Origin of the sequence: Bacillus sp. SIMBA_031 (genome assembly GCF_046535225.1) — a bacterium.
Taxonomy (GTDB): domain Bacteria; phylum Bacillota; class Bacilli; order Bacillales; family Bacillaceae; genus Bacillus; species Bacillus velezensis.
Map to the genome: position 1 here is coordinate 93,152 of NZ_JAWRXC010000006.1, position 24,835 is coordinate 117,986.

The window sequence follows — 24,835 nt, forward strand, 5'->3', positions numbered from 1 at the left end:
ACATGACAAATCAACATGTATTGACGGAAGTGTCAGCAAAAGAGGTGCTGGACGCTTACAAGCCCGGGGCGTTCTTTTTAGCTTCCCCGAAAGGTACGATGCTTGCGGAAGGAATGTTTGCGGAAGTGCCTGATACAGACACGGAAAATCAGCTGGATTCACTGCCTGAACGCGTGAGACAGACGCTTCTTGAGGCAAAGAAAGCCGGCATCAAACATCCGATTGCGGCCGGCGCCATTCCTTTTGACGGCAGAAAAGCTTCCCGGCTTTTTGTACCGAAGAATGTCCATACGGCAGGCCCGCTTTCGTTTGCGGAATCTTCCGCAGAAAAGCCGCAATCCAATACATATGACATCCGTCCCGTTCCGGAGCCTGAGGGCTTTATGAGCGGTGTGGAACAAGGCGTATTCAACATTACGGACGGTCCGCTCAGCAAAATCGTGCTGTCAAGGACGCTTCATCTGACCGCTGAAAAGGATATCGACATTCCTCAGGCCGTCAAGCATTTGGCGCAGCACAACCCGCGCGGCTATACATTCGCTGCGGATGTGACGGGAACGTCAGAAACAAGAAAAACGCTTTTCGGCGCAAGTCCTGAACTGCTGCTGTCCAAAAACGGAACATCGATTCTGTCCAATCCGCTGGCAGGTTCCAGACCACGCAGCACAGATCCCGCCGAGGATCAGAGAAGAGCGGAAGAACTGCTGCAATCAGCAAAAGATCTGCATGAACATGCCGTAGTTGTGGCCGCCGTGGCCGCCGCCCTTAAACCGTTCTGCCGTGTGCTTGATGTGCCGGAAAAACCGTCACTCATTAAAACTGAGGCGATGTGGCACCTGTCCACCGAGGTAAAGGGAGAGCTGCGTGATCCGTCAACGACATCGCTTGAGCTGGCCATCGCCCTGCATCCGACACCCGCGGTATGCGGAACACCGACAGATGCGGCAAGAGAAGCGATTCAGGATATTGAGCCGTTTGACCGCAATTTCTACACGGGAATGGCGGGCTGGTGTGATGCTGAAGGTGACGGAGAATGGATTATCGCACTCCGCTGCGCCGAAGCGGAAACAAGGTCTCTCCGGCTCTTTGCGGGTGCCGGAATTGTCGCCGGATCAAAGCCGCAGGATGAACTGGACGAGACATCGGCGAAATTCCGCACCATGCTCCGGGCGATGGGGCTTTACCAAGATGAGTTGTAAAAAAGGAGGGAACGGATCGTGCTGACTGGATTTACGCCATGGCCGGAAGAATGGGCTGACAAATACCGAAAAGACGGCTGCTGGAAGGGTGAGACGTTCGGAGGAATGCTGAAAGAGCGCGCGGCTTTATACGGAAATCAAACTGCCGTGACGTGTAAAGATGTACATTGGACCTACAAAGAATTAGATGAAAGGGCCGATCGTTTAGCGGCGGGGCTGCATGAGCTCGGAATTCAAAAGGAAGACCGCGTTGTCGTTCAGCTGCCGAATATCGCTGAGTTTTTTGAAGTGATTTTCGCGCTGTTCCGCCTCGGAGCACTGCCCGTTTTCGCGCTGCCTTCTCATAGAAGCAGTGAGATTACGTATTTCTGCGAGTTTGCAGAGGCGAAAGCATACATCATTCCTGATATGCATTCAGGTTTTGATTATAGGGCGCTTGCCAGACAGGTGAAAGACAAACTTCCGGATTTGGCGCATGTCATTGTGGCCGGCGAAGCTGAAGAGTTTCAGGAACTGAGCAGCCTGCATAGAGAGCCTGTTCAGCTGGAAGATGTAAGCCCGGCGGAAGTCGCCTTTTTACAGCTTTCAGGAGGCAGTACGGGGCTGTCCAAGCTGATTCCGCGAACACACGACGATTACATATACAGTTTGCGCATCAGTGCGGAAATATGCGGCTTGGATCATCACAGCGTTTATTTGGCCGCTCTGCCGACAGCGCATAATTATCCGCTCAGCTCGCCGGGTGTGCTGGGAACTTTATATGCCGGAGGCCGGGTTGTTCTGTCACCGACGCCGAGTCCGGATGACTGCTTCCCGTTAATTGAAAAAGAACGTGTCACGATTACAGCGCTCGTCCCGCCGCTTGCGATGGTGTGGATGGACGCATCCGGTTCGCGAAGTGATGATTTATCAAGCCTTCAAGTGCTGCAGGTGGGAGGCGCCAAATTCAGCGCTGAGGCAGCCCGCCGCGTAAAGAGCGCTTTCGGATGCACCCTTCAGCAGGTTTTCGGAATGGCGGAAGGATTGGTGAATTATACGAGACTGGATGATCCTGAAGAGATCATTGTCAATACGCAAGGCAGACCGATGTCCCCTTTTGATGAGGTGAGGGTTTTAGACGATGACGGGCGGGATGTAGCCCCCGGTGAAGCAGGACATTTGTTTACACGCGGCCCTTACACGATTCGCGGATATTATAAAGCGCCAGAACATAATGAAAGATCATTCACAGCCGACGGATTTTATCAGACCGGCGATATCGTCAAACTGACGGCGGACGGCTATATCATCGTCGAAGGACGTGCGAAAGATCAAATCAATCGGGGCGGTGAAAAAATAGCCGCTGAGGAGGTGGAAAATCACCTTCTTGCGCATCCTGCCGTTCATGATGCCGCCATGGTTTCAATGCCGGATGATTTTCTCGGGGAGCGATCCTGTGTGTTCGTCATCCCGAAAGGAGAAGCACCGAAACCGGGAGAGCTGAAAGCATTTTTGCGTGAGCGCGGACTGGCGGCATATAAAATCCCCGACCGGATTGAATTTATCGCTTCTTTTCCGAAAACCGGCGTCGGCAAGGTCAGTAAAAAGGATCTTCGCGAAACGATCGCCCAAAAAGTAAAGCCGGCTGAAATCAAACAATCTTAAAAAAAGGAAGTGTTTACATTGGCTATACCGTCTATTCCCGCATATGCGCTGCCGACAGCGTCAGATATGCCTGAAAATAAAGTATCGTGGACGCTGAATCCGAAACGCGCGGTGCTTCTGATCCATGACATGCAGAATTATTTCGTCGATGCTTTTGCGAAAGGTGTCGCTCCGATCACAGAGGTGTCTCAGAATATCAAAAAAATAAAAGAGCAATGCAAAGCACTCGGCATTCCGGTGGTGTATACCGCGCAGCCGGGCAGCCAAGACCCGGCGGACCGTGCGTTGCTGACGGATTTTTGGGGGCCGGGGCTAAAAAGCGGGCCTTATGAAGAAAAGGTCATTCCGGAGCTTGCCCCGGATGATCAGGACATTGTCCTCACAAAGTGGAGATACAGCGCGTTTAAACGGACGAATCTCCTTGAGATCATGCGTGAAAGCGGCAGAGACCAGCTCATGATTACGGGAATTTATGCACACATCGGCTGCCTCGTCACAGCATGTGAAGCATTTATGGATGATATCCAAAGCTTCTTTATCGGAGATGCCGTTGCTGATTTTTCTTCAGAAAAACATAAGATGGCCATCGAATATGCGTCTCAGCGCTGCGCTTACACAGCTTTGACAAACGAAGTGCTGGAGCTGCTGGGCGGCGCGCCGGTTTCTGAAGGAGAAGAGAAGGTTTCCGCCGTATTGACAAAAGACCGGGTGCGGGAACAAATTGCGGCGATTCTTCAAGAATCACCGTCTGATATTCCGGATCATGAAGACCTGCTGGACAGAGGTCTTGACTCCGTCAGAATCATGAGCCTTGTCGAACAATGGCGCCGTGACGGAGCTGAAGTGACGTTTGTGGAACTGGCGGAGAACCCGACGCTGGAAGAGTGGTGGAGACTTCTTTCTTCCCGATCTCAAAAAGTCTTGCCGAACGCAGATTATTTATAAAGGGAGAGAATAGAATGCATGATACACAACAGCTGCCTCTGACAGGCGCACAAGCCGGTATCTGGTTTGCGCAGCAGCTTGATCCTGATAATCCGATTTACAATACAGGCGAGTACGTTGAGATAAACGGCGCGATCGATGTGAACATATTTAAAACCGCTCTCGAACGCGTGCTGACGGAAGCCGCGTCATTACACGCCCGCTTCGAAGAGGGAGCAGACGGGCCGAAGCAGATCATCAATCCTCCATTTGAGGCTGCGATCGATGTCATAGATGTGAGTTCAGAAGCTGATCCGAAGCAGGCCGCACTCAGACTCATGCAGACAGATTTGGCTGAGCCCGTTGATATGGCGGCCGGGCCTTTGTTCCGCGACATTTTATTTCAGGCGGGACCGGAACGCTTTTTCTGGTATCAGCGCATTCACCACATTGCGATAGACGGCTACGGTTTTTCACTGCTGGCACGGCGTACGGCGCAAATGTACACCGCAATACGGGAAGGACGTCCGGATAACGGGCGCTCCTTCGGCTCTTTGGAGGAGCTGGTAAAAGAAGAACAAGAATACCGCGCGTCTGATCAATTCCTGAAAGATCGGGAATTTTGGATGGAGAAATTTGCGGATGAACCTGATGTCGTCAGTTTGGCGGAAAGAGCGCCGCGAACGTCAACAAGTTTTCGGAGAAGCACGGCTTATCTTTCTGAAACGGCTTTACAGCATGTAAAAGCGATTCCGAACTGGCATGAAGCCGTTACGGCCGCAGCAGCGGTATATGTCCACCGGATGACAAACACAGGGGATATCGTGCTCGGTTTACCGATGATGGGACGGATCGGCTCGATTTCACTGAATATTCCGAGTATGGTCATGAATCTTCTGCCTTTACGGCTTTCTCTCCGCCCGGATATGAATTTTCATGAGGCCGTCAGCCAAGTGGCAAAAGAAATCCGAAACATCCGGCGCCATCAGAAATACCGCCATGAAGACATGCGCCGCGACCTTAAATTGCTCGGAGAAAATCGCAGGCTGTTCGGCCCGCAAGTCAATGTGATGCCGTTTGACTACGCGCTTGATTTCGCCGGAGCGCCGGGCACCGTCCATAATTTATCAGCAGGGCCCGTTGATGATTTGTCAATTAACGTTTACGACAGAGCGGACGGAAGCGGAATGCGTGTGGACTTTGATGCGAATCCGGAAGTGTACAGCGCCGAAGATATTGAAAACCATCAAAAACGCTTCCTGCTTCTGTTGGAATCCGCTGTGAAAGACCAGACACAAAAAATCGGCACACTCAACCTTCTGCTTGAAAGTGAACGTCTCTGCGTACTGGAAAGCTGGAATGACACGCGCAAGGCCGAGAAGCAGAAAAGTCTGCCGGAGCTGTTTTACGAACAGGCCGTAAAAACACCGGACCGGCCGGCAATCATCACCGAAAACGAAGAGCTCAGCTATGCCGAATTGAACAAGCGCGCGAACCAGCTTGCCGGCATGCTAAAGAAAAAGGGGCTCGGACCGGAACAATTTGCCGCTTTGCTGCTTCCGCGGTCACAGGAGTTGGCCGTGAGCATGCTGGCCGTTTTGAAAACGGGAGCCGCATACCTGCCGCTTGATCCTGATTTTCCTTCTGAGCGGATCACATACATGCTCAAAGATGCACAGCCTGCATGCCTGATTACAACGATGGAATTATCCGGCCGCATGCCGGAAGACAGTGATGCAAAAAGGATCATTCTCGATGACCCGGATACGGTAAAAACCGTTGCCGCTCAAAATGCTGACTGTCCCGCTCAGGCGGAATGTTCGCTTTTGCACCCCGCTTATATCATCTATACATCGGGTTCAACGGGCAAACCGAAAGGCGTAGTCGTCACATTAAAAAGCGTAAGCAATTTCCTCTTATCCATGCGGGAAATGTTCCCGCTCGGCGAACAAGACCGCCTGCTTGCCGTTACGACTGCGGCGTTTGATATTTCCGGACTTGAGCTCTTCCTTCCGCTCATCAGCGGGGCGGGGTGCGTTATCGCACGTAAAGAGACGATTCAGGAACCGCGGGCGCTTGCGCACATGATTCACTCATACGGTATTTCAATCATGCAGGCAACGCCGACATTGTGGCATTCATTAGTCACCAATGAACCGGATTCTCTCCGGGCGCTGCAGGTGCTTGTCGGAGGTGAGGCGCTTCCGAAGGCGCTTATGCATGCTCTGCTTGAATCAGGCTGTACCGTGACGAATCTGTACGGGCCGACTGAAACAACAATCTGGTCGGCCGCACAGCCGCTTGCAAAAGGCCATACAGGGGCGCCTCCGATCGGAAAGCCGATTTGGAACACGCGGGTATACGTGCTGGACGCCGCATTGCAGCCCGTCCCGCCGGGAGTCGCGGGCGAGCTTTATATCGCGGGCGAGGGGCTTGCCAGAGGTTATTATAACCGTCCTGATTTAACAGCTGAAAGATTCATTGCCGATCCATACGGCCCCGCGGGCGCGAGGATGTACCGGACGGGAGATCTCGTGCGCTGGCGTGAGGACGGCTCGCTTGATTATATCAGCAGAGCCGATCACCAAATTAAAATCCGCGGGTTCCGGATAGAATTAGGAGAAATTGAGTCAGTGCTGTCGAAATATCCGGGTATTTCGCAGGCCGCCGTCATTGTCCGTGAAGACCAGCCGGGAGATAAGCGGCTGGCGGCTTATGCTGTCTCGGATCAGCCCCTTGATATCGGCGGACTTCGTGCATATATGGCCGAAAGCCTGCCGGATTATATGGTGCCGGGCGCGTTTGTACAGCTGAAAGAATTGCCGCTGACGCCGAATAAGAAGCTCGATCGCAGCGCTTTGCCTGCACCTGATTTTTCCGCTGTCCTGTCTGACAGAGGGCCGCGGACACCGCAGGAAGAAATATTATGCGATTTGTTTGCCGAGGTTCTCGGTCTCGCGCGGGTCGGAATTGATGACGGGTTCTTTGAATTGGGCGGACATTCGCTCTTAGCCGGACGCCTGATGAGCCGGGTCCGGGAGACGATGGGCGCAGAGCTTGGCATCGGCCGTCTGTTTGATACGCCGACCGTTGCCGGGCTCGCCGCACAGCTTGACACCGCAAAGAGCGCGCGGCCTAAGCTCAAGCCATTTGACCGGCCGGAGCACATCCCGCTGTCATTTGCGCAGCTGCGTCTTTGGTTTCTCTACTGTCTTGAAGGGCCAAGCCCGACTTACAACATTCCGGTGATTGTCCGCATGTCAGGCAAGCTTGACCAATCAGCGCTGAAACACGCCTTTTACGATGTTGTCAGCCGTCATGAAAGCCTGCGCACCGTTTTTCCGGAAAATAAGGGATCATCTCATCAGCTCATTTTATCTGCTGAAGAAGCCCGCCCTGTGTTTACCGTGACACGTGCGGACAAAAACGAGCTCCAAGACATGCTTGCCGCTGCGGCACGATATCGGTTTGATCTCGCTAAAGAGCCGGCCGTCCGGGCTGAGCTGTTTGATCTTGGTGACGGCGAGTATACGCTGATGATTCTCCTGCATCACATCGCAGGTGACGGCTGGTCCTTGAATCCGCTCATGCGTGACTTATCCATAGCCTATATCGCCCGGCAAACAGGTGAAAAAGCAGAATGGGCGCCGCTGGCGGTTCAATATGCGGATTATGCGCTTTGGCAGCAGCAGCTTTTAGGCAGCGCGTCTGATTCTGAGAGCTTAATTGCGCGTCAGCTGGATTTCTGGAAGAAAACGCTTGAAAATGTACCGGATCAGCTGGAGCTGCCGTCTGATTTTCCGCGTCCCGCTGAATCAAGCTACAGGGGCGGCGTCATTCAGGTCAACATCGGCCAAGAGCTTCATGCCCGTCTTCTCTCACTAGCCAGAAATCAGCGCGTAAGCCTGTTTATGGTGCTTCAATCAGGGCTTTCCGCACTGCTGACCCGGCTCGGGGCGGGAACCGATATTCCGATCGGCAGTCCGATAGCCGGCCGCAGTGATGACGCATTAGGAGACCTTGTGGGTATGTTCATTAATACACTCGTACTGAGAACCGATACCTCTGGCGATCCGAGCTTTTGTGAGCTTCTTGAAAGGGTCAGGGAAATGAATCTCGCAGCATATGAACATCAGGACGTGCCGTTTGAACGTCTCGTGGAAGAATTGAATCCGGTTCGCTCCCGGTCAAGACATCCGCTGTTCCAAGTGATGCTCGCATTCCAAAATACGCCTGACCCTGTACTCAGTCTTCCTGATATGGAAACAAGCCTGCAAATCAGCAGTGTCGGATCGTCCAAATTTGATTTGACATTGGAATTGGCTGAACAGCGCCATGATGACGGCACGCCTGCCGGTATTGAAGGCCTGTTGGAGTTCAGTACAGACTTATTCAGAAAAGAAACGGCTGAAGCACTTGCCGGACGCCTGCTTCTTCTGCTCGAAGATGCCGTATTACATCCGGATAAACCGATCGGAAGCTTAACCATTCTTTCTGATGAAGAGCGCCGGAAGCTTTTGCCGGTTAAACGGGCAAAACAGCATATTCAGCCTCGGCAGACACTGCCTGAATTGTTTGAAATACAGGCCGCCGCAAAATCGGATAAAACGGCGGCAGTATTTGAAGAGAGCGGACTCAGTTATAAAGAGCTGAATGAAAGAGCCAATCAGCTCGCGCACATGATGATTGCCCGCGGCGTCGGCCCGGAGCAGTTTGTCGCACTGGCGCTGCCGCGTTCTTTAGATATGATTGTCGGGCTGTTAGCCGTCCTGAAGACGGGGGCAGCGTATTTGCCGCTTGATCCTGATTATCCCGCGGACCGCATTGCTTTTATGTTACATGATGCCAAGCCTGTATTTATGCTCACCAACCGTGAAGGCGCAAGTAAGCTCTCTATCGAAAGCGGCATGCCGGCCTTCATCTTGGATGATCCGCAGAACAAGGAAACACTTCGGCAATATGCCGTCACGAACCCTGAGAATGCCGACCGTATTCGTCCGCTGTCACCGCTTCACCCGGCCTATGTCATTTACACGTCGGGATCAACAGGTGTGCCGAAAGGTGTCATCATTCCGCACAGCAATGTTATCCGGCTGTTTGAGTCGACGCGGCATTGGTATCACTTTCATTCTGATGATGTATGGACGATGTTTCACTCCTACGCTTTCGATTTCTCTGTCTGGGAAATGTGGGGGCCGCTGCTTCACGGCGGGCGTCTCGTCGTCGTGCCGCATGACATCAGCAGATCGCCGGAAGCGTTTTTACATCTTCTCGTGAAAGAGCGGGTGACCGTGCTTAACCAAACGCCGTCAGCGTTTTACCAGCTGATGCATGCGGAAAAAGAACACAAAGAGCTGGGGCGTCAGCTCGCACTCAGATATATCATCTTCGGCGGCGAGGCGCTTGAGCTGAGCCGGCTTGAGGATTGGTACAGCCGCCACGCGGACAATCAGCCGGTGCTCGTGAATATGTACGGCATTACGGAAACGACGGTGCACGTCAGTTACCTTGAATTAGACAAAAACATTGCCGAGCTGAGAGCAAACAGCCTCATCGGCTGCGGCATTCCTGATCTGAACGTATATGTGCTTGATGACCGGCTGGAGCCTGTGCCCCCGGGCATCACTGGCGAAATGTATGTTGCCGGAGGAGGCGTGGCACGCGGCTACTTAGGGCGGCAAAGCCTGACCGCCGAACGCTTTGTGGCTGATCCGTACGGCCCGCCGGGAACGAGAATGTACCGGACGGGGGATTTAGCCCGTGTGCGGACAGACGGTTCTCTTGATTATATGGGCAGGGCGGACCACCAGATTAAAATCCGCGGCTTCCGGATTGAATTGGGAGAAATCGAAGCGGTTCTCGTCAAACATCCGGATGTCGAGGATGCCGCCGCAGTCGTCCGTGAAGACCGGCCGGGAGATAAACGGCTGGCCGCCTACCTTGTCCGATCTGCCGGCAGCACCTTGGACACGGGGGACATGCGCCGGTTTGCCGAAGAAAGCCTGCCGGATTACATGGTTCCGTCAGCTTTTGTCCAAATGAATGAACTGCCGCTGACACCGAATGGAAAGCTTGACCGAAAAGCGCTCCCTGCGCCTGACTTCCAAACGGAGGTCACCGGCCGGGGACCGAGAACGCCGCAGGAAGAAATGCTGTGTGAGCTGTTCGCAGAGGTGCTTCATCTGCCGCGTGTCGGTATTGATGACAGATTTTTTGATTTAGGCGGCCATTCTTTGCTTGCGGTTCATTTAATGAGCCGTATTCGGGAAGCGATGGGAGCCGAGCTCAGTATCGGAACACTATTTGAAGCTCCTACGGTGGCAAGTCTTGCTGAAAGACTTGAGTCAGGAACGGGCGCAAGCGCGCTTGATGTTCTTCTTCCGCTCAGAACGGCAGGAGAAGAAACACCGTTGTTCTGTGTCCATCCGGCCGGCGGTCTCAGCTGGTGTTATGCCGGGCTGATGTCTTCTTTAGAGGCTGATTATCCGATATACGGCTTACAGGCGAGAGGCATCGGAAAAAAAGAACCGCTTCCGCAAAGCTTAGATGACATGGCGGCGGATTATATTGAAAAAATCCGCACCGTGCAGCCGAAAGGACCGTACCGTCTGCTCGGCTGGTCTCTTGGAGGGAATGTCATTCAGGCCATGGCGACACAATTACAGAGCCGGGGTGAAGAGGTTTCGCTATTGGTGATGCTTGACGCGTATCCGAATCATTTTCTGCCGATAAAAAATGCGCCTGATGACGAGGAAGCCGTCATCGCGCTGCTTGCCCTGGGAGGGTACGACCCGGACAGCCTCGGGGATCAGCCGCTTGATTTTGACACCGCGCTGACCATTCTCCGCCGTGAGGGAAGCGCATTAGCCAGTCTGGACGAGTCAGTGATGATGAATCTGAAAGACACGTACGTTAATTCTGTCGGGCTGTTAGGAACATACAAGCCGAAGCCGTTCCACGGAGATGTGCTGTTCTTCAGATCCACGATTATTCCGGAGTGGTTTGACCCGATTGAGCCGGATACTTGGAAACCGTATATTACGGGGAAAATCGAGCGGTATGACCTAGACTGCCGCCATAAAGATATGTGCCAGCCGGGCCCGCTTGCCGACATCGGCGCGATTCTGGCAGAGAAATTAAACGGACGGCGTACAGTCCGGTAGAGAAAGGAAAGAGATGATATGACAAATCCATTTGAACGGGAAGACGGCTCATACCACGTGCTTGTCAATGCTGAAGGCCAGTACTCACTGTGGCCGGCCTATCTGGATGTGCCGGACGGCTGGGAAACCCGCCTCACGAATGAAACCCGCCCCATTTGTCTCGAATATATTGAAACAAACTGGCGTGATATGAGGCCGGAAAGCCTGAAACAGGACGAAACCGCTAAAATGTAATAAGAAAAGCCTGCCGTTATTTCGGCAGGCTTTTTATGCGGACATCAGCCGTTAAGCTGTGTATGATCACAAAATGTATAAGGGTGGCCTTCTTCATTCGTGCACCATGACTGAGACAGAAAAGCCAAAAAGACCGCGGCCCACTGGTCTGCAAACTGGATTAAAATACCGCCGTCGTGCCACGTTCCGTTATCCTTCTTCCAGCGTGTATCAATTGGGTTTCCCTGATTCATATGAATATTATGCATGCCGTTTGTCGGCTTGAACCCGAAAATCTTATCAGCGCCCGGCTCCGGCCCGAATTTAGAGCCGTAAATATAGACGGTGGCTTTTTCTGATTTGGCTTTTTGCATGTACGTCTCAATAAAGTCATTTAAGTCATTATCCGGACCGGTGACTTCATGCGGGAGGGGCACCATGTTCCGGGGATCAAACAATCCGCCGCGGACATAATCCAGCGCCAGCTCACGGCTGGTTTCATCAATTGGGGTATATCCATACGGAATGTTGGGCAGCAGGGTGATCGCGCTTGCGTCAAAATGATCGCGTGCCGCATACAGAACCTCTGATTCTTTTGAACTTGACATGACATTGATCGCACAGCGATAGCGCGTATCAGGCTCGCCTAGCACCTCGACTTGAAAATGCGGAGAATCATCATCTGTTTCCCTTTTCATATCTGACACAGTGCCTTTTAATACACCATAGTGCTGAACAGCCATATGAATCCTCCTTTTTCTTTCGGGATATGAATTGATATTCGAGACAGGGGGGCGTTTTTCCTTTTATGAGAAAGAAAAAAGGACAGCCCGCTGATCAGGCTGTCCTCTTCATATCTATTAAGCTTTTGCAGCCGAACCTTGCATTGCTTTTTCAGCAGGCACGTAGTCATAGCCTAAGTCTTTGGCTACCGCTTCATACGTGACATGTCCGTTAGCCGTATTTAAGCCCGCTTTGAGCGCAGGGCTGTCTGCAATGGCTTGTGCCGCGCCTTTATTGGCGATTTGAAGCGCGTAAGGAACGGTTACATTCGTTAATGCGAGCGTAGACGTACGCGGTACGGCGCCCGGCATATTGGCGACAGCGTAGTGAACGACGCCGTGTTTTTCATAAGTCGGATTATCGTGGGTTGTAATATGATCAACGGTTTCCACAATGCCGCCCTGATCGATGGCAACATCAACAATGACGGAACCCGGTTTCATTTGTTTAACCATTTCTTCCGTAACGAGAGTCGGCGCTTTGGCTCCCGGGATGAGCACGGCGCAGATCAGAAGATCCGCTTCCGCGACGGAATCTGCAATATTTACAGGGTTTGACATCAATGTTTTAATCTGATGCCCGAAAATATCATCAAGCTGACGCAGGCGGTCTGCGTTCAAATCGATCATTGTCACATCGGCACCGAGTCCGACAGCCATTTTCGCGGCATTTGTTCCGACGCCGCCCCCTCCGATGATCGTGACTTTTCCGCGGGATACACCCGGTACGCCGGCTAATAAAATTCCTTTTCCGCCCTTTGGTTTTTCAAGAAACTGAGCTCCGATTTGCGCGGCCATTCTGCCGGCCACTTCGGACATCGGCGTAAGCAGCGGAAGGGAACGTCCGTCCGTTACCGTTTCGTACGCGATAGCTGTCACGCCTTTTTCTGTAAGCGCTTTAGCTAATTCCGGCTCTGCAGCTAAATGAAGGTAAGTGAATAAGACCAGACCTTGACGGAAATACGCATACTCTTCAGCCAGCGGTTCTTTTACCTTCATGACCATTTCCGCATCCCATACTTGCTTTCTGTCCTCCAGAATTTCCGCCCCTGCTGATACATAATCTTCATTTGTAAAGCCGCTTCCGAGTCCCGCTCCGGATTCCACAAGAACCCGATGGCCGTTTCCGATAAGCTGTGAAACGCCTCCAGGTGTTAAAGCCACTCGATTTTCATTGTTTTTGATTTCCTTTGGAACCCCGATAATCATGTCTGTTTCCCCCAATGTTTGTGTGATGCTTCAAGTGTAGCGCGATTTTTGCGAAAATTCTTTGTTTGAAACAGAAAATAAAAAAACACGGATTTGTGAAATTTCACGAACCCATGCTGCGAAGTTTGATATCAAGGTAAATCGTAAACTTTTCATTCACATTTTTTAAGTCGATTTCTGCGATCTGGCTGATTCTTTTCAGCCTGTAATTCAATGTATTGACATGGATGTTAAGCGCTTTAGCGGCGGTGTTGACGTTGCTGTCGGCATCAATAAAATGTTCGAGCGTTTTTACCATATCGGCTTGGTGCTCCCTGTCATACTGCTCAAGCTTTGAGAGGGAATAGTTCATATAGCCGCTGTGCTTGCGTTTTTCATCCAACACATCCAGGTACTGATAAATGCCGAGTTCCGAAAAGCTGAAAAGGTGTTTGGTTTCTCTCACAAACCGCTCTTTCGCTTTTAATACGGAAAGCGCTTCCTGATAGGAGCGGTAAACGTAAGAAATCGATTCGTAAATACCGCCGACCGCAATCGACGCATCCTCAATTTTATATCGTTCCTTCAGCTGTTTTTGAATATGAAGGGCGAAGTGCTTTAAATCTTTAAAAGGCTGATCGGTTTTCGGCGCGGCTAATAAGATTAATTCATTTGAATCGACAGTCGCCAGCATGACATGAATCTGCTGTGTCGTTTCCTGCAAATATTGCAGCTGCTGTTCCGTCTTTTCAGTCAGCTCATCATGTAAACGGATGATCATGACGCTGAACACGGACGGCAGCGCCATTCCGAGCTTATGAAACCCTTCGGCCATCTCGGCTTCCTGATAAATATGGCCGGTCAGCATTTTCCAAAAAAACTCCTGGCCCCGCTCTTCGATTTTCGTTTTGCGGATCTGCAGGTGCAAAAGTTTGTTCCGCACCGCTTTGGCTGCCAGCTGAAGTGTCTTCAGGTCCTCGTCATTGAGCTTTTTTTTGATCTCAAGCGCCCAAATAAATCCGAGAACCTGACTGTTTTTCCAGATGGAAATCGCTACGCGGTTGCTTAGCCCCACCTCGTCAATTTCTTTCACTTTGATCGGCTGGTCCGTTTTTAATAGAGCCGGAATGGTTCCGTCTTTCCACAGTTTGTTGATGACTTTTTCCGGCACCCTTCGCCCGATAATCGTCGACGTCCGGGCCGGATCTGTACAATCGCTGTGCGTGCTGTATGCAAGCAGTTTATGATTAACGTCTTCTATTGTAATGGGGCATTGAAGAACTTCACTGATATGGTCGGCAACATCTTCAAGCCTGTCGAAACTGTACTTAAATGGATCCTTTGGATTGGTCATCTGTATCCCTACTTTTTCATAGCTTCATATCTTGATCTTACCATCTTGCTTTTCAGACTGAAAGGCATCTTTGCAGGTAAATAGACTAGGACAATAAGATCATTCGATGAAAACGAAAATAATAAGAAAATCATACTACTTCATTTACAAAATGTGTAAATATACCGAAAAATCCAATATATCATAAGACTCATTTTGTAAAATTAAAACAGATTTGTTTGACTGTGCCGAATGGTTGTTTTTATAATAATGACGTTCAAAAAATAAGTGAATTAGCCCATATTTAGGCTGATGACACAGGAGGGTATAAGGAATATGTCTGGATTAATTCGTGTCACACCCGAAGAGCTAAGAGCGATGGCTAAGCAATATGGCGTTGAAAGTCAGGAAGTCATGAATCAGGTTGACCGCCTGAACCGCATGATTTCTGATTTGAAAAGCATGTGGGAAGGTGCTTCAAGTGAAGCATTTGCAGATCAATATGAGCAGCTGAAACCTTCATTTATTAAAATGTCTGAATTGCTTCAAGATGTGAATCATCAGCTCGATCAAACGGCAAATACGCTTGAGTCTACTGACCAAGATATCGCTAACCAAATTCGCGGATAATAAGATGAATGAAGAAACGGAGCGCCTGATTCAATCAAGAAGACGGCGCTCTTTCTATGTAAGGGTGATATGAATATGTATATCGATATTACAATAGATTTAACACATTATAATGGCAGCGTCTTCGATCTCAGATTGTCAGATTACCATTCTGTGAAAAAAGTCATTGATATTGCCCGGCAGGCTCAGCATGTATCCGTTCCGCCGCGTGAAGGCTATTGGATCAGAGTGGTCAATAAAGAAGCGGTTTTTTCCGGAGAACAAAAGCTATCTGACTGCGGCATTACGAACGGAGACCGCCTTGAAATTTTATGAAAGGACATGGTGGAATGACAGGTCATAACCGATCTTATTTAGAAACAGAATTAGACGCCGTCCGGGAAGAAACCGAATCAGGCTTCACGTTCACCTTCCAGCGGGAAAAAATCAAGCTTCTTGACGGGCTGGAAGCAAACGTGATTAAAGATGCTGATCCTTTTTTTCAAAAAGAGGTCTCAGTTTCAGAAGACGAAGTAACCATCACAATCAAACCTCCTTCTTCTTATCAGGCTTTCCGCTATATAAAAGGAAAAGATAAAAAAAGCAGGTGGCAATTTGCCTACCGTCTCGTCCAAGCCGTGAAACAGCATAAGCTGAAACGTCTCAATCTGATTGCCGCCCCTGAAAATATCGTGTTTGATAAAGCGCTGACGCCTTACTTTCTTCATTACGGCGTAAAGGAGAGCCTTCCGCCTTATGAGGAAGATAGAGAAAGGGTGTTAAAAGAGCTTAAAGCCTGTGCGGCGCTTGCAGCTGACGGGGCGTACACCTTCGATGAATATTTGAAGTACAAGGAGACGCTTCACTTCTCTCCTGAGGTGAAAAGCGTGCTAGAGGCGGAGACGATTGAAGAACTGGAAGAAACCATTCAAACCGCAATTGATTCCCTCGAAGAAAGGGACAAGACATACATAAAACTGCCGAAAAAGAAATGGAAAATCCAAAGATACGCCGGTCTGGCGCTTGCCGTCCTCCTTGTGCCGGCACTTCTTTACTCCTTATACGTTCTGTTTTTCGCCCAGCCAAAGCAAGAGGCAATTACGGAAAGCAACCGCTATTTTTTAAATCAGCAGTACAGCAAAGTCATTGACACACTCGCTAAATACGATGCGGAAAGCCTCCCGGAATCTGTGCAGTACGAGCTTGCTTCCTCTTATGTGGCAGTTGAAAATCTGAGGGAAGAGCAGCGGAAAAACATCGGGAATCTGGTCACGCTGCAATCAGACCCGAAGCATTTCCTTTATTGGATTGATATCGGCAGAGGGGAAAATGAAGAAGCCATCAAAATCGGCCGCAATCTTGAGTACAACCCGTACATCTGGCTCGGACTTACAAAATATAAACAGCAATTATTAGCGGATGACAGTATGAAAGACGACGAAAAGCAGAAAGAACTGGACGCCGTGGAAAGCGAGCTTGCGAAGGCGAAAAAAGAGGCGGAGGAGCAGCATAAAGATGCGGAGGAAAACGGTGACACCGCCGAAGCTTCCGCCGGACAGGATGAGAGCAAACAAGACAAAGCGAAAGATAACAAAGAGAACGACAAGAAAGATGAGAAAAAAGATGAAAAAAAATAACAGCACACATCAAATGGCCGCAGGTAACGATCAGGCTGTCAGGAGGTTCGCCATATGAGTCTGTTATGGGTTTTTTACCGAGAGCACGTACAAAAGGTTCAGCTGTCTGAACTCCCGCCGTCTCAGCCGATTACGATCGGTCCGGATATGAAAGATACAATCACGGTCGGCACACTTCCGTTACGGCAAAACGCCGCAACCCTTTATCGAAAAGAAACAGATCGTTATGATGTTTTCCTGGGAAATAACTGTGCCGGCGAATTGACAATAGGAAATGAAATGCCCTGCCGGATTGAAGAAGAAACGATGCGGCTTCTGCTCACCCCTGACAAAGAAGAATCCTCCGTTTATTTTATCGGCGGGAAGGATGAGATCGTTTTCTCATCAGAAACAGAGGAAGCGGATATATACAAAGAGCCGTCCTCCGCTCAAACAGGGGCTTTTTATCTGCGAAAGTCGGGAGGATGCTGGTCTGTCGTCCCTGATGGCCAGGACGTTTATGTGAACGGAAAGCTTGCAGAAGCTCCCGAAAGGCTCCGCACGGGAGATGAGCTGCTGTGGAATTTTCTGCGTGTGAGGCTGACGGAGGACGACCTTTTAGAAATCGTTCATCACGAAAAGCTCCAAACCGGTTTAACCAAAACGGTAAAACCAAGCACCGAAACGAAAAAGAAATACCCGCTATATCGAAGAACGCCGCGCATGGTCTACGATCTTCCAGAAGACCGCGTTTCATTCAGCTTTCCCTCGCAGGAAAGCGAACAGAATAACAGGGGGCTGTGGCTCGTCATTCTGCCTCCTTTGGTCATGCTGATTGTAATGGGGGTTGTCGCCATTATACAGCCGAGGGGCATTTTCATCCTTGTCTCTTTGGCGATGTTTATGATGACTCTCATTACCTCCACCGTGCAGTATTTCCGTGAAAAAAACCAGCGGAAAAAACGGGAGGAGAAGCGGGAGCGTGTGTACAAGCAGTATTTGGAAAACAAACGGAAAGAACTTCAGGCGCTGTCGGAAAAACAGCTGCAAGTGCTGACGCATCATTTTCCCCCGTTTGAAAAAATGAAATATTTCACCTCTGAAATCAGCGGCCGCATTTGGGAGAAATCGCTGGAAAGCAGGGATTTTCTGATGCTTCGGCTCGGAACGGGCACGGTCCCGGCAAGCTACGAGATTTCAATGAGCGGCGGAGACCTTGCGAACCGTGATGTGGATGATTTGATGGAGCAGTCGCAGCACATGCAGCGTGTGTATAAAGATATCCGCCATGCGCCCGTAACCGTTGATTTACAAGAAGGGCCGATGGGGCTTGTCGGGAAACCTCAGATCGTCAAAAATGAAATTCACCAGCTGATCGGCCAGCTCGCGTTCTTCAACAGCTACCATGACCTGCGATTTGTCTTTATCTTTCATGAGGACGAATATAAGGAATGGGAATGGATGAAGTGGCTGCCGCAATTTCAGCTGCCTCATATGTACGCGAAAGGATTTATTTACAATGAACAGACCCGCGATCAATTGTTATCGTCCATTTACGAGCTGCTGCGGGAGCGGGATTTGGAAGAAGATAAAGAAAAGAAGATCTTCCAGCCGCATTTTGTCTTTGTCATCACAAATCAGCAGCTGATCGCAGAGCACGTCATTTTAGAATACATCGAAGGCCGGCATGAGCATCTCGGCATCTCGGCAATCATCGCCGCGGAAACGAAGGAAAGCCTGGCGGAAAACATTCACACCCTCGTCCGCTACATTAATGAAGATGAGGGAGACATTCTCATTCAGCAGAAAAAAGCGGTGCAGATCCCGTTTAAGCTGGACAGGCATGAATGGACAAACAACGAGCGGTTTTCCCGGACGCTTCGGACATTGCACCATCAGGTCGGAATGACGAATTCCATTCCTGAAACGGTCTCATTTCTGGAGCTGTTTCATGCGAAGGAAGTAAAAGAAATCGGCATCAGGCAGAAGTGGGAGACAAGTGAGTCTGCAAAATCGCTGGCTGTTCCGATCGGCTATAAAGGAAAAGACGACATCGTCTATTTAAACCTGCATGAAAAAGCGCACGGGCCGCACGGATTGCTGGCGGGAACGACCGGCTCCGGGAAAAGTGAATTTCTGCAAACGTACATCCTGTCATTGGCCGTTCACTTTCACCCGCATGAAGCGGCGTTTTTGCTGATTGACTATAAGGGCGGAGGAATGGCGCAGCCGTTCCGCAAAATGCCGCACCTTCTCGGGACCATCACGAATATTGAAGGAAGCAGAAACTTCAGTATCAGGGCGCTTGCATCCATTAAGAGCGAGCTGAAAAAACGGCAGCGGCTGTTCGATCAATATCGCGTCAATCACATCAATGACTATACAAAGCTGTATAAACAGGGAGAAACGGATATTCCGATGCCGCACCTGTTTTTGATTTCAGATGAATTCGCCGAGCTGAAAAGCGAAGAGCCTGACTTTATCAGGGAGCTTGTCAGCGCGGCCCGCATCGGACGGAGCCTTGGTGTGCATTTAATTCTCGCCACGCAAAAGCCGGGCGGCATCATTGACGACCAAATATGGAGCAACTCACGCTTTAAGGTCGCGCTGAAAGTGCAGGATGCAAGTGACAGTAAAGAAATCCTGAAAAACAGTGATGCGGCGAATATTACGGTCACCGGACGCGGCTACTTGCAAGTCGGAAATAACGAAGTGTATGAGCAGTTCCAGTCTGCCTGGAGCGGCGCCCCTTACATGGAAGATGTATACGGCACCGAGGATGACATTGCCATCGTTACCGACACCGGCTTAATTCCGCTGTCTGAGGTGGACGCGGATGATGCGGCGAAAAAAGACGCCCCGGCAGAAATAGAAGCCGTAGTCGAAGAAATCGAGCGGATTCAAAATGAAATGGGCATTGAAAAGCTGCCGAGCCCGTGGCTTCCGCCGCTTGCCGAACGTATCCCGCGCACGCTTTACCCCGCGCAGGAAAAAGACCGCTTCTTTATCGCCTGCGTTGATGAGCCTGATCAGCAAAGACAGGCGCCTCTCGCTTATACGATGATGGATGACGGCAACATCGGCATTTTCGGCTCATCCGGCTACGGCAAGTCAGTGGCTGCCATCACCTTCCTGATGAACTTCGCGGAAGGATACACGCCGGAAGAGCTTCATATGTACATCTTTGATTTCGGAAACGGCACGCTTTTGCCATTGGCAAAGCTTCCGCACACCGCAGACTATTTCTTAATGGATCAAATGAGAAAGATCGAAAAATTCATGATCCGCATCAAGGAAGAAATCGAGCGGCGGAAACGGCTGTTCAGAGAAAAAGAAGTCAGCCATATCAAAATGTACAATTCGCTCAGTGAAGAAGAGCTGCCGTTTATATTTATCACAATTGACAATTTCGACATCGTCAAAGATGAAATGCATGAATTAGAAACGGAATTTATCCAGATTTCACGCGACGGGCAAAGCTTAGGCATTTACTTCCTGCTGACCGCAACGAGGGTAAACGCCGTCCGCCAGTCGCTGTTAAACAACATAAAAACGAAAGTCGTCCATTATTTAATGGATCAGTCAGAAGGATACTCCATTTACGGGCGTCCGCCGTTCAGTCTCGAACCGATCCCGGGCCGCGTCATGATCCAAAAAGAAGAACTGTATTTCGCGCAAATGTGTCTTCCGGCTGAAGCGGAAAATGACCTCGAGATGTTCCAGGCGCTGAAAGATGATGTCAAAGCTTTAGCTGAGCGCCACGCCGGAACAGCCGGCCCAGACCCGATTCCGATGCTTCCGGATAGGCTGACGGCCGGCGAATTTTCACTCCGTCTCGGCCCGGATCAAGAACCGTTCCGCATTCCTGTCGGGCTTCATGAGGAAAAGGTCAGCCCTGTGTACTTTGATCTGGGCAAAAATAAACATTGTCTTATTTTGGGCCAGACACAGCGTGGAAAAACAAACATTCTGAAAGTGATGCTGAATCACCTGCTGCGTGAAGGTACGGAACGGGTGGGGCTGTTTGACTCGATTGACCGCGGACTGTCGCAGTATGCGCAGGAAACAAAGGTCAGCTATCTGGACACAAAAGAAGACGTCCGGCAGTGGATCGAAACGGCAGAAGCCATTTTCACGGAGCGCGAAGCTCAGTATGCGCAGGCCGTCAAAAATGGCGATGTGCACAAACTCAGTTTCTCTCCGGTCGTGTTAATGGCCGACGGTATTACAAGATTCCAGCAGACGATCGACACCGCCATTCAGGACAAACTGGCGATGTTTATGAAATCGTACGCGCATGTGGGCTTCAGTTTTATCCCGGCGGGCAATCACAGCGAATTCTCAAAAGGCTATGATTCCTTAACGACGGAAATGAAACAGATCCGCCACGCGATGCTGCTTGTGAAAAAATCCGAACAAAATGTCATTCCGCTGCCTTACCAAAGGCAGGAACCGGACATTCAGCCGGGCTTCGGCTATTTGGTTGAAAACGGGAAGGAGCAAAAAATCCAAATACCTTTATGTTCAGCGGAAAGGGAGGCCGTCAGATGACTGAACAACGAAAAAGCCTGATCAAATTAATAGCCGCGGTCGTCATCATTCTGCTGCTGCCGGTGCTGTTTTTCCGGTTTATCGGCGATGACCCGGGAAAACAAAAAATCAACGCCACCCGCCAAATCGCAGTCGTGAATGAAGATATGGGCTTACAAACAGATGAAAATGAGGAAGAGGAATCCGTCCATTTCGGCAAAGAAGTAGCGGCCGCTCTCGGCGGCCGTCCGGATTATTCATGGACGGTTGTCAACAGGAGCGCGGCTGAAAACGGTCTGGCGGCTAAGAAGTATGACGCCGTCGTTTACATTCCCTCCGATTTTTCAAAAGACATCTTAAGCTATGACAAGGAGCGCCCGCAAAAAGCCACGCTGACATTCAATATTCAAAGCAACCTGAACGCCGTCAACAAAGAAAAGGTGCAGCGTGAGCTAGAAGACGCCCAAAAATCAATGAACAAAAAAATGTCGGCATTATATTGGAATTTCGTCTCACAAAAAGTGAACAATGTCCGAGGCGATTTTGACAAGATCGTCAATAAAGAATCAGAGTTTCAAAACGTCATGTACAACTTTTACAAGCCGAGCTCCAATGACTTGGCAGGTGAAATCAAACGGCAAAAAGATATGATTGACGAACTGAAAAAATCAATGAATGAAGCGCAGGGCGCGGCAAAAGAAAAATTGACCTCGGCAGATGAAGCCAAAACCACGCTCAAAGACTTTGCCGATACGGTCGAGCGCTATAAACAATATCAAGAAAATCAGAAAAAACTGCTGATGGCCGCGCAGGAACAAAATCAAAAGCAAATCACAACCGGACTGAATGCCATTAAAGCGCAGCAGGCCGCCAACCAGTTCAGCACGATGATGAGCGGGCTGTCCTCCGGCATAAACCGGGCGCAGACACAGCTTGACCAGACGGGATCGGCTCTTCTTGCCGCCCAACAGGTGAGAGAAGCGCAGGTTCCTGAGCAGGAACACGGGATGGCGAATATTCAATCCAATTTACTGGACAATTATTTGGCTCAATATAAAGCTCAAGCAAGATTTGAAACATTGAACAGCATCCAAACCCTTATGAAAAGGGATCGGCAGGCATTAACCGTTCCGGAAAAGGACCCGGGGGATGACGGCTCGGATGAACCGAAAGAAGAAGAAAAACCGGAAGAAGAAAAACCGGAAGAAGAAAAACCCGGCGATCTGAAAATTGACCTTGACGATCAGCGTGACGAGTTAAAACGCATCTCCGCTGAAATCAATCACATTTCTGACGGATTAAAAGAACCGGAAAAAGAAAAACCGGAACCCGAAAACCCGGGCCAAGGCGATGACGGTGAAAACTCCGGCGATACCGATCTGAATAACGGAACGAATCCCGGAGAAGACGGAAAAACGGAAGACGGCAGAAAAGAAGAGCAGCCTGCTTCCGATAACACAGGCGATCAGGAGCCAAAAACCGTCCAGACCGCGACAGCCGCTAAAAACGTCACTCCGCCTGCTGATGAGCCGGCGGACGATCCGAACGATTCTGAAGGGGACGGCGGCACAGACATATCTGAGGCGAAAGAAAGGCTGAACCAAGCCGCAGAGCGGATTCAGCAAATTGAAAAAGAGCTGGAAGAAAAACAGCAGACTCATAATGAAGAACTGAAAAAACGTCTCGATGCTCTTGATGAAGAAATCCAAGGCCTTCAAGACAAGATTGATGACGTCAAAAAACGTGCAAAGAAAAAGCTAGAGGAATTGGAAGAAAAGAGAAAACAAGACTTCAATACCGTTTACAGATTGATTGTAAGAACAGAACAGAACATTTTGAACTACCCGTCATTGGATAGCGGCCGCAAATCTGCTCTTGAACAGATATTTGCCGCTGACATCAATACAAAAAAGATATCAGATTTAATGAGTTACTATAATGATTTATCTCTGTATGAGGCGACACTCTATCACTCTCTTGACGCGGGCTCGCTGCCTGATGTGAAAAACAGGGTGCTGAAAGCCCAGCAAGGCGAAGTTCAAACCGTTCTCGCCATCAAACCGGTGGAAACGGCAAGCTGGGAAAACCTGAAAAATAACAAGATGCAGACAGATGAAGACATCAGCAATTTCATTAAAGGCATGACCGAATTCTCGGATAACTACAGTACCTATATCAGAGATGAACAAGCCGGGGTGCTCGATGAGCTCGCCAGCATTTCAGACAGCGCGGCGAAAGCATCCGATCAGCTGGCTGAAGGTGCCGTGCAGGAAGCGGCCGCGTTCAGCGGAGACGGATTAACCGGAACGATGGCGCTCGGCGCTCAGGATACCGTCGGCCGCGAAGTCCTGCAAATGTCTGACACGATGGGCCATCTGTCAGAACGCCAGTCCGGCATCATCAGCTATACCGACAATATGCAGCAAAGCGTAAATGACGTCCAGCAAAAAGCGGACACCCTGAACAGCAACTGGGGCAAAAACGTCAATTCCACGAAATTGATCAGAAATGACGTGTACGGCATTTTAGGGAACGCGCTCGTTGACGGACAGGAAAACGGCTACGTTTACGATTATCTCGCCAACCCGCTTAAAATCAGCGGAGAGGTGCCGGAAGACCGGGTTCAGAATGTTCCGCCGGTCGTCATTTTGGTGATCGTCCTGATCAGCAGTCTTCTGATCGGCTATTTCAGCTCGTATTATCAGCAGGCGCCGCTTCTTGTCAAAGGCGCGCTCTTTGGGATTTTAAACATTATGGTCGGATTGATGATCAGTCTGTTCGGTCTGAATATCTACTCGCTTCCGGACGATCAGACGATTAAATGGTCAGTCTTTACGATTCTCTTGCTTGCGGCAAGTTCAGCTTTTATCCGGGCAGCCTTTGTCTTCGGCTCGATTACCGGATGGATCGCATCATCAGCGCTCATTCTCTTTTATGTGGCGCCTTTGATCGACCTGATTATGCCGAACTTCACCTTTGACAGTCCGGTTTCGAAAGTCTATATCGATATTCAATACGGAACGGGCCATCTGTTTGCGATGGGGGTAACGGTTCTTGCGATCATTACGCTGATTGCGGCGGCGCTTCCGCTCGTCATTCGGCTGTTTGCGGAAAAAACGGAGGAAAGTGATCAGTCTTATGAGGCGTAACACGTTCATGGAAAAAGGATTGCTGCTGTTTGCTCTCTCCTTTTTCCTTTTCCTTCCCCAAGCCGCAGCCGCGAATGAGGAAAATACTGATGTCAAGCCGAATGAATATGAAAAGAAAGACATTGAAATTCGTACGGATTACCTGCACGACGATGCCTACTCTGAGGAAAAAACGGCGCTTCCGAAAGAACAGAAGGATATCACGTTTGATCAGCCGGCCGAAAACCCGGATGACAAACTGATATCAAAGTTGTTTACATCGTCAGACACGGAGCCGAATACGATCAAAGCGCAATCGAAAAAACTGGGTATCACATTTGCCGAGCCTGCGGTGCGGCATACCTCGGCAGATATGGAAACGGAAGAGAAAAAGACTTCTTATCTGCTGCCTGTCATATATGCCGTCTTGATCCTCCTCGGGATTGCGGCGATGATCTATCTGATCCCGAAAGTCACGGCGCAGGAAAAGGCAAAGCGGTAAACGG

The 24,835-nt window shown here is 50.1% G+C and carries 14 protein-coding genes; 11 read left to right on the forward strand and 3 right to left on the reverse strand.

The window, feature by feature from the left end; translation table 11 throughout:
• The first annotated feature begins 2 nt into the window (after window positions 1-2).
• Genes dhbC through SB724_RS15565 form a run of 5 tightly spaced genes read left to right on the forward strand, consistent with a single transcriptional unit; the run spans window position 3 to window position 11,164 of the window.
• Complete coding sequence (gene dhbC, locus SB724_RS15545) at window positions 3-1,199, forward strand: isochorismate synthase DhbC (protein ID WP_410571817.1); 1,197 nt, start codon at window positions 3-5, stop codon at window positions 1,197-1,199.
• Between the two features lie 18 nt (window positions 1,200-1,217).
• Window positions 1,218-2,843 (forward strand): (2,3-dihydroxybenzoyl)adenylate synthase, encoded by a 1,626-nt coding sequence (locus SB724_RS15550; protein WP_349552399.1) that lies wholly within the window; start codon window positions 1,218-1,220, stop codon window positions 2,841-2,843.
• Between the two features lie 18 nt (window positions 2,844-2,861).
• The gene (locus tag SB724_RS15555; RefSeq protein ID WP_038459688.1) at window positions 2,862-3,788 is read left to right on the forward strand and encodes an isochorismatase; all 927 of its coding nucleotides are present in this window, start codon (window positions 2,862-2,864) and stop codon (window positions 3,786-3,788) included.
• Window positions 3,789-3,802: 14 nt separating this feature from the next.
• Window positions 3,803-10,930 carry an amino acid adenylation domain-containing protein gene (locus SB724_RS15560; protein WP_410571820.1) on the forward strand — a complete coding sequence of 2,376 codons (7,128 nt, stop codon included), beginning with the start codon at window positions 3,803-3,805 and terminating at the stop codon, window positions 10,928-10,930.
• 18 nt (window positions 10,931-10,948) lie between these two features.
• Complete coding sequence (locus tag SB724_RS15565; RefSeq protein ID WP_410571822.1) at window positions 10,949-11,164, forward strand: MbtH family protein; 216 nt, start codon at window positions 10,949-10,951, stop codon at window positions 11,162-11,164.
• A 44-nt stretch (window positions 11,165-11,208) separates the two neighbouring features.
• Here the strand turns inward: SB724_RS15565 and SB724_RS15570 are convergent, their stop codons facing one another.
• The 3 genes from SB724_RS15570 to adeR all read right to left on the reverse strand — a co-directional run bounded on the left by SB724_RS15570 (window position 11,209) and on the right by adeR (window position 14,467).
• A complete protein-coding gene (locus SB724_RS15570) occupies window positions 11,209-11,886 on the reverse strand; it encodes a YukJ family protein (protein ID WP_007613467.1) in 678 nt (225 codons plus the stop codon).
• 117 nt (window positions 11,887-12,003) lie between these two features.
• A complete protein-coding gene (ald, locus tag SB724_RS15575; protein ID WP_003152011.1) occupies window positions 12,004-13,134 on the reverse strand; it encodes an alanine dehydrogenase in 1,131 nt (376 codons plus the stop codon).
• Window positions 13,135-13,237: 103 nt separating this feature from the next.
• Complete coding sequence (gene adeR, locus SB724_RS15580) at window positions 13,238-14,467, reverse strand: sporulation transcriptional activator AdeR (protein ID WP_014418775.1); 1,230 nt, start codon at window positions 14,465-14,467, stop codon at window positions 13,238-13,240.
• Window positions 14,468-14,782: 315 nt separating this feature from the next.
• Here adeR and SB724_RS15585 point away from each other — a divergent pair, with 315 nt between their 5' ends.
• The 6 genes from SB724_RS15585 to essA all read left to right on the forward strand — a co-directional run bounded on the left by SB724_RS15585 (window position 14,783) and on the right by essA (window position 24,831).
• On the forward strand, window positions 14,783-15,076 hold the full coding sequence (locus tag SB724_RS15585; RefSeq protein ID WP_015418116.1) for a WXG100 family type VII secretion target: 294 nt from the start codon (window positions 14,783-14,785) through the stop codon (window positions 15,074-15,076).
• A 75-nt stretch (window positions 15,077-15,151) separates the two neighbouring features.
• On the forward strand, window positions 15,152-15,391 hold the full coding sequence (gene yukD / locus SB724_RS15590; RefSeq protein ID WP_007408690.1) for an ESX secretion system protein YukD: 240 nt from the start codon (window positions 15,152-15,154) through the stop codon (window positions 15,389-15,391).
• A 14-nt stretch (window positions 15,392-15,405) separates the two neighbouring features.
• Window positions 15,406-16,692, forward strand: a complete 1,287-nt coding sequence (gene essB / locus SB724_RS15595; protein WP_285979811.1) for a type VII secretion protein EssB — start codon at window positions 15,406-15,408, stop codon at window positions 16,690-16,692.
• Window positions 16,693-16,746: 54 nt separating this feature from the next.
• Window positions 16,747-21,222, forward strand: a complete 4,476-nt coding sequence (essC, locus tag SB724_RS15600; protein ID WP_410571825.1) for a type VII secretion protein EssC — start codon at window positions 16,747-16,749, stop codon at window positions 21,220-21,222.
• Complete coding sequence (gene esaA / locus SB724_RS15605; RefSeq protein WP_410571827.1) at window positions 21,219-24,350, forward strand: type VII secretion protein EsaA; 3,132 nt, start codon at window positions 21,219-21,221, stop codon at window positions 24,348-24,350. Before essC ends, esaA begins: the two co-directional genes overlap by 4 nt.
• 7 nt (window positions 24,351-24,357) lie before the next feature.
• Window positions 24,358-24,831, forward strand: a complete 474-nt coding sequence (gene essA, locus SB724_RS15610) for a type VII secretion protein EssA (protein WP_015418112.1) — start codon at window positions 24,358-24,360, stop codon at window positions 24,829-24,831.
• Window positions 24,832-24,835: the final 4 nt, after the last annotated feature.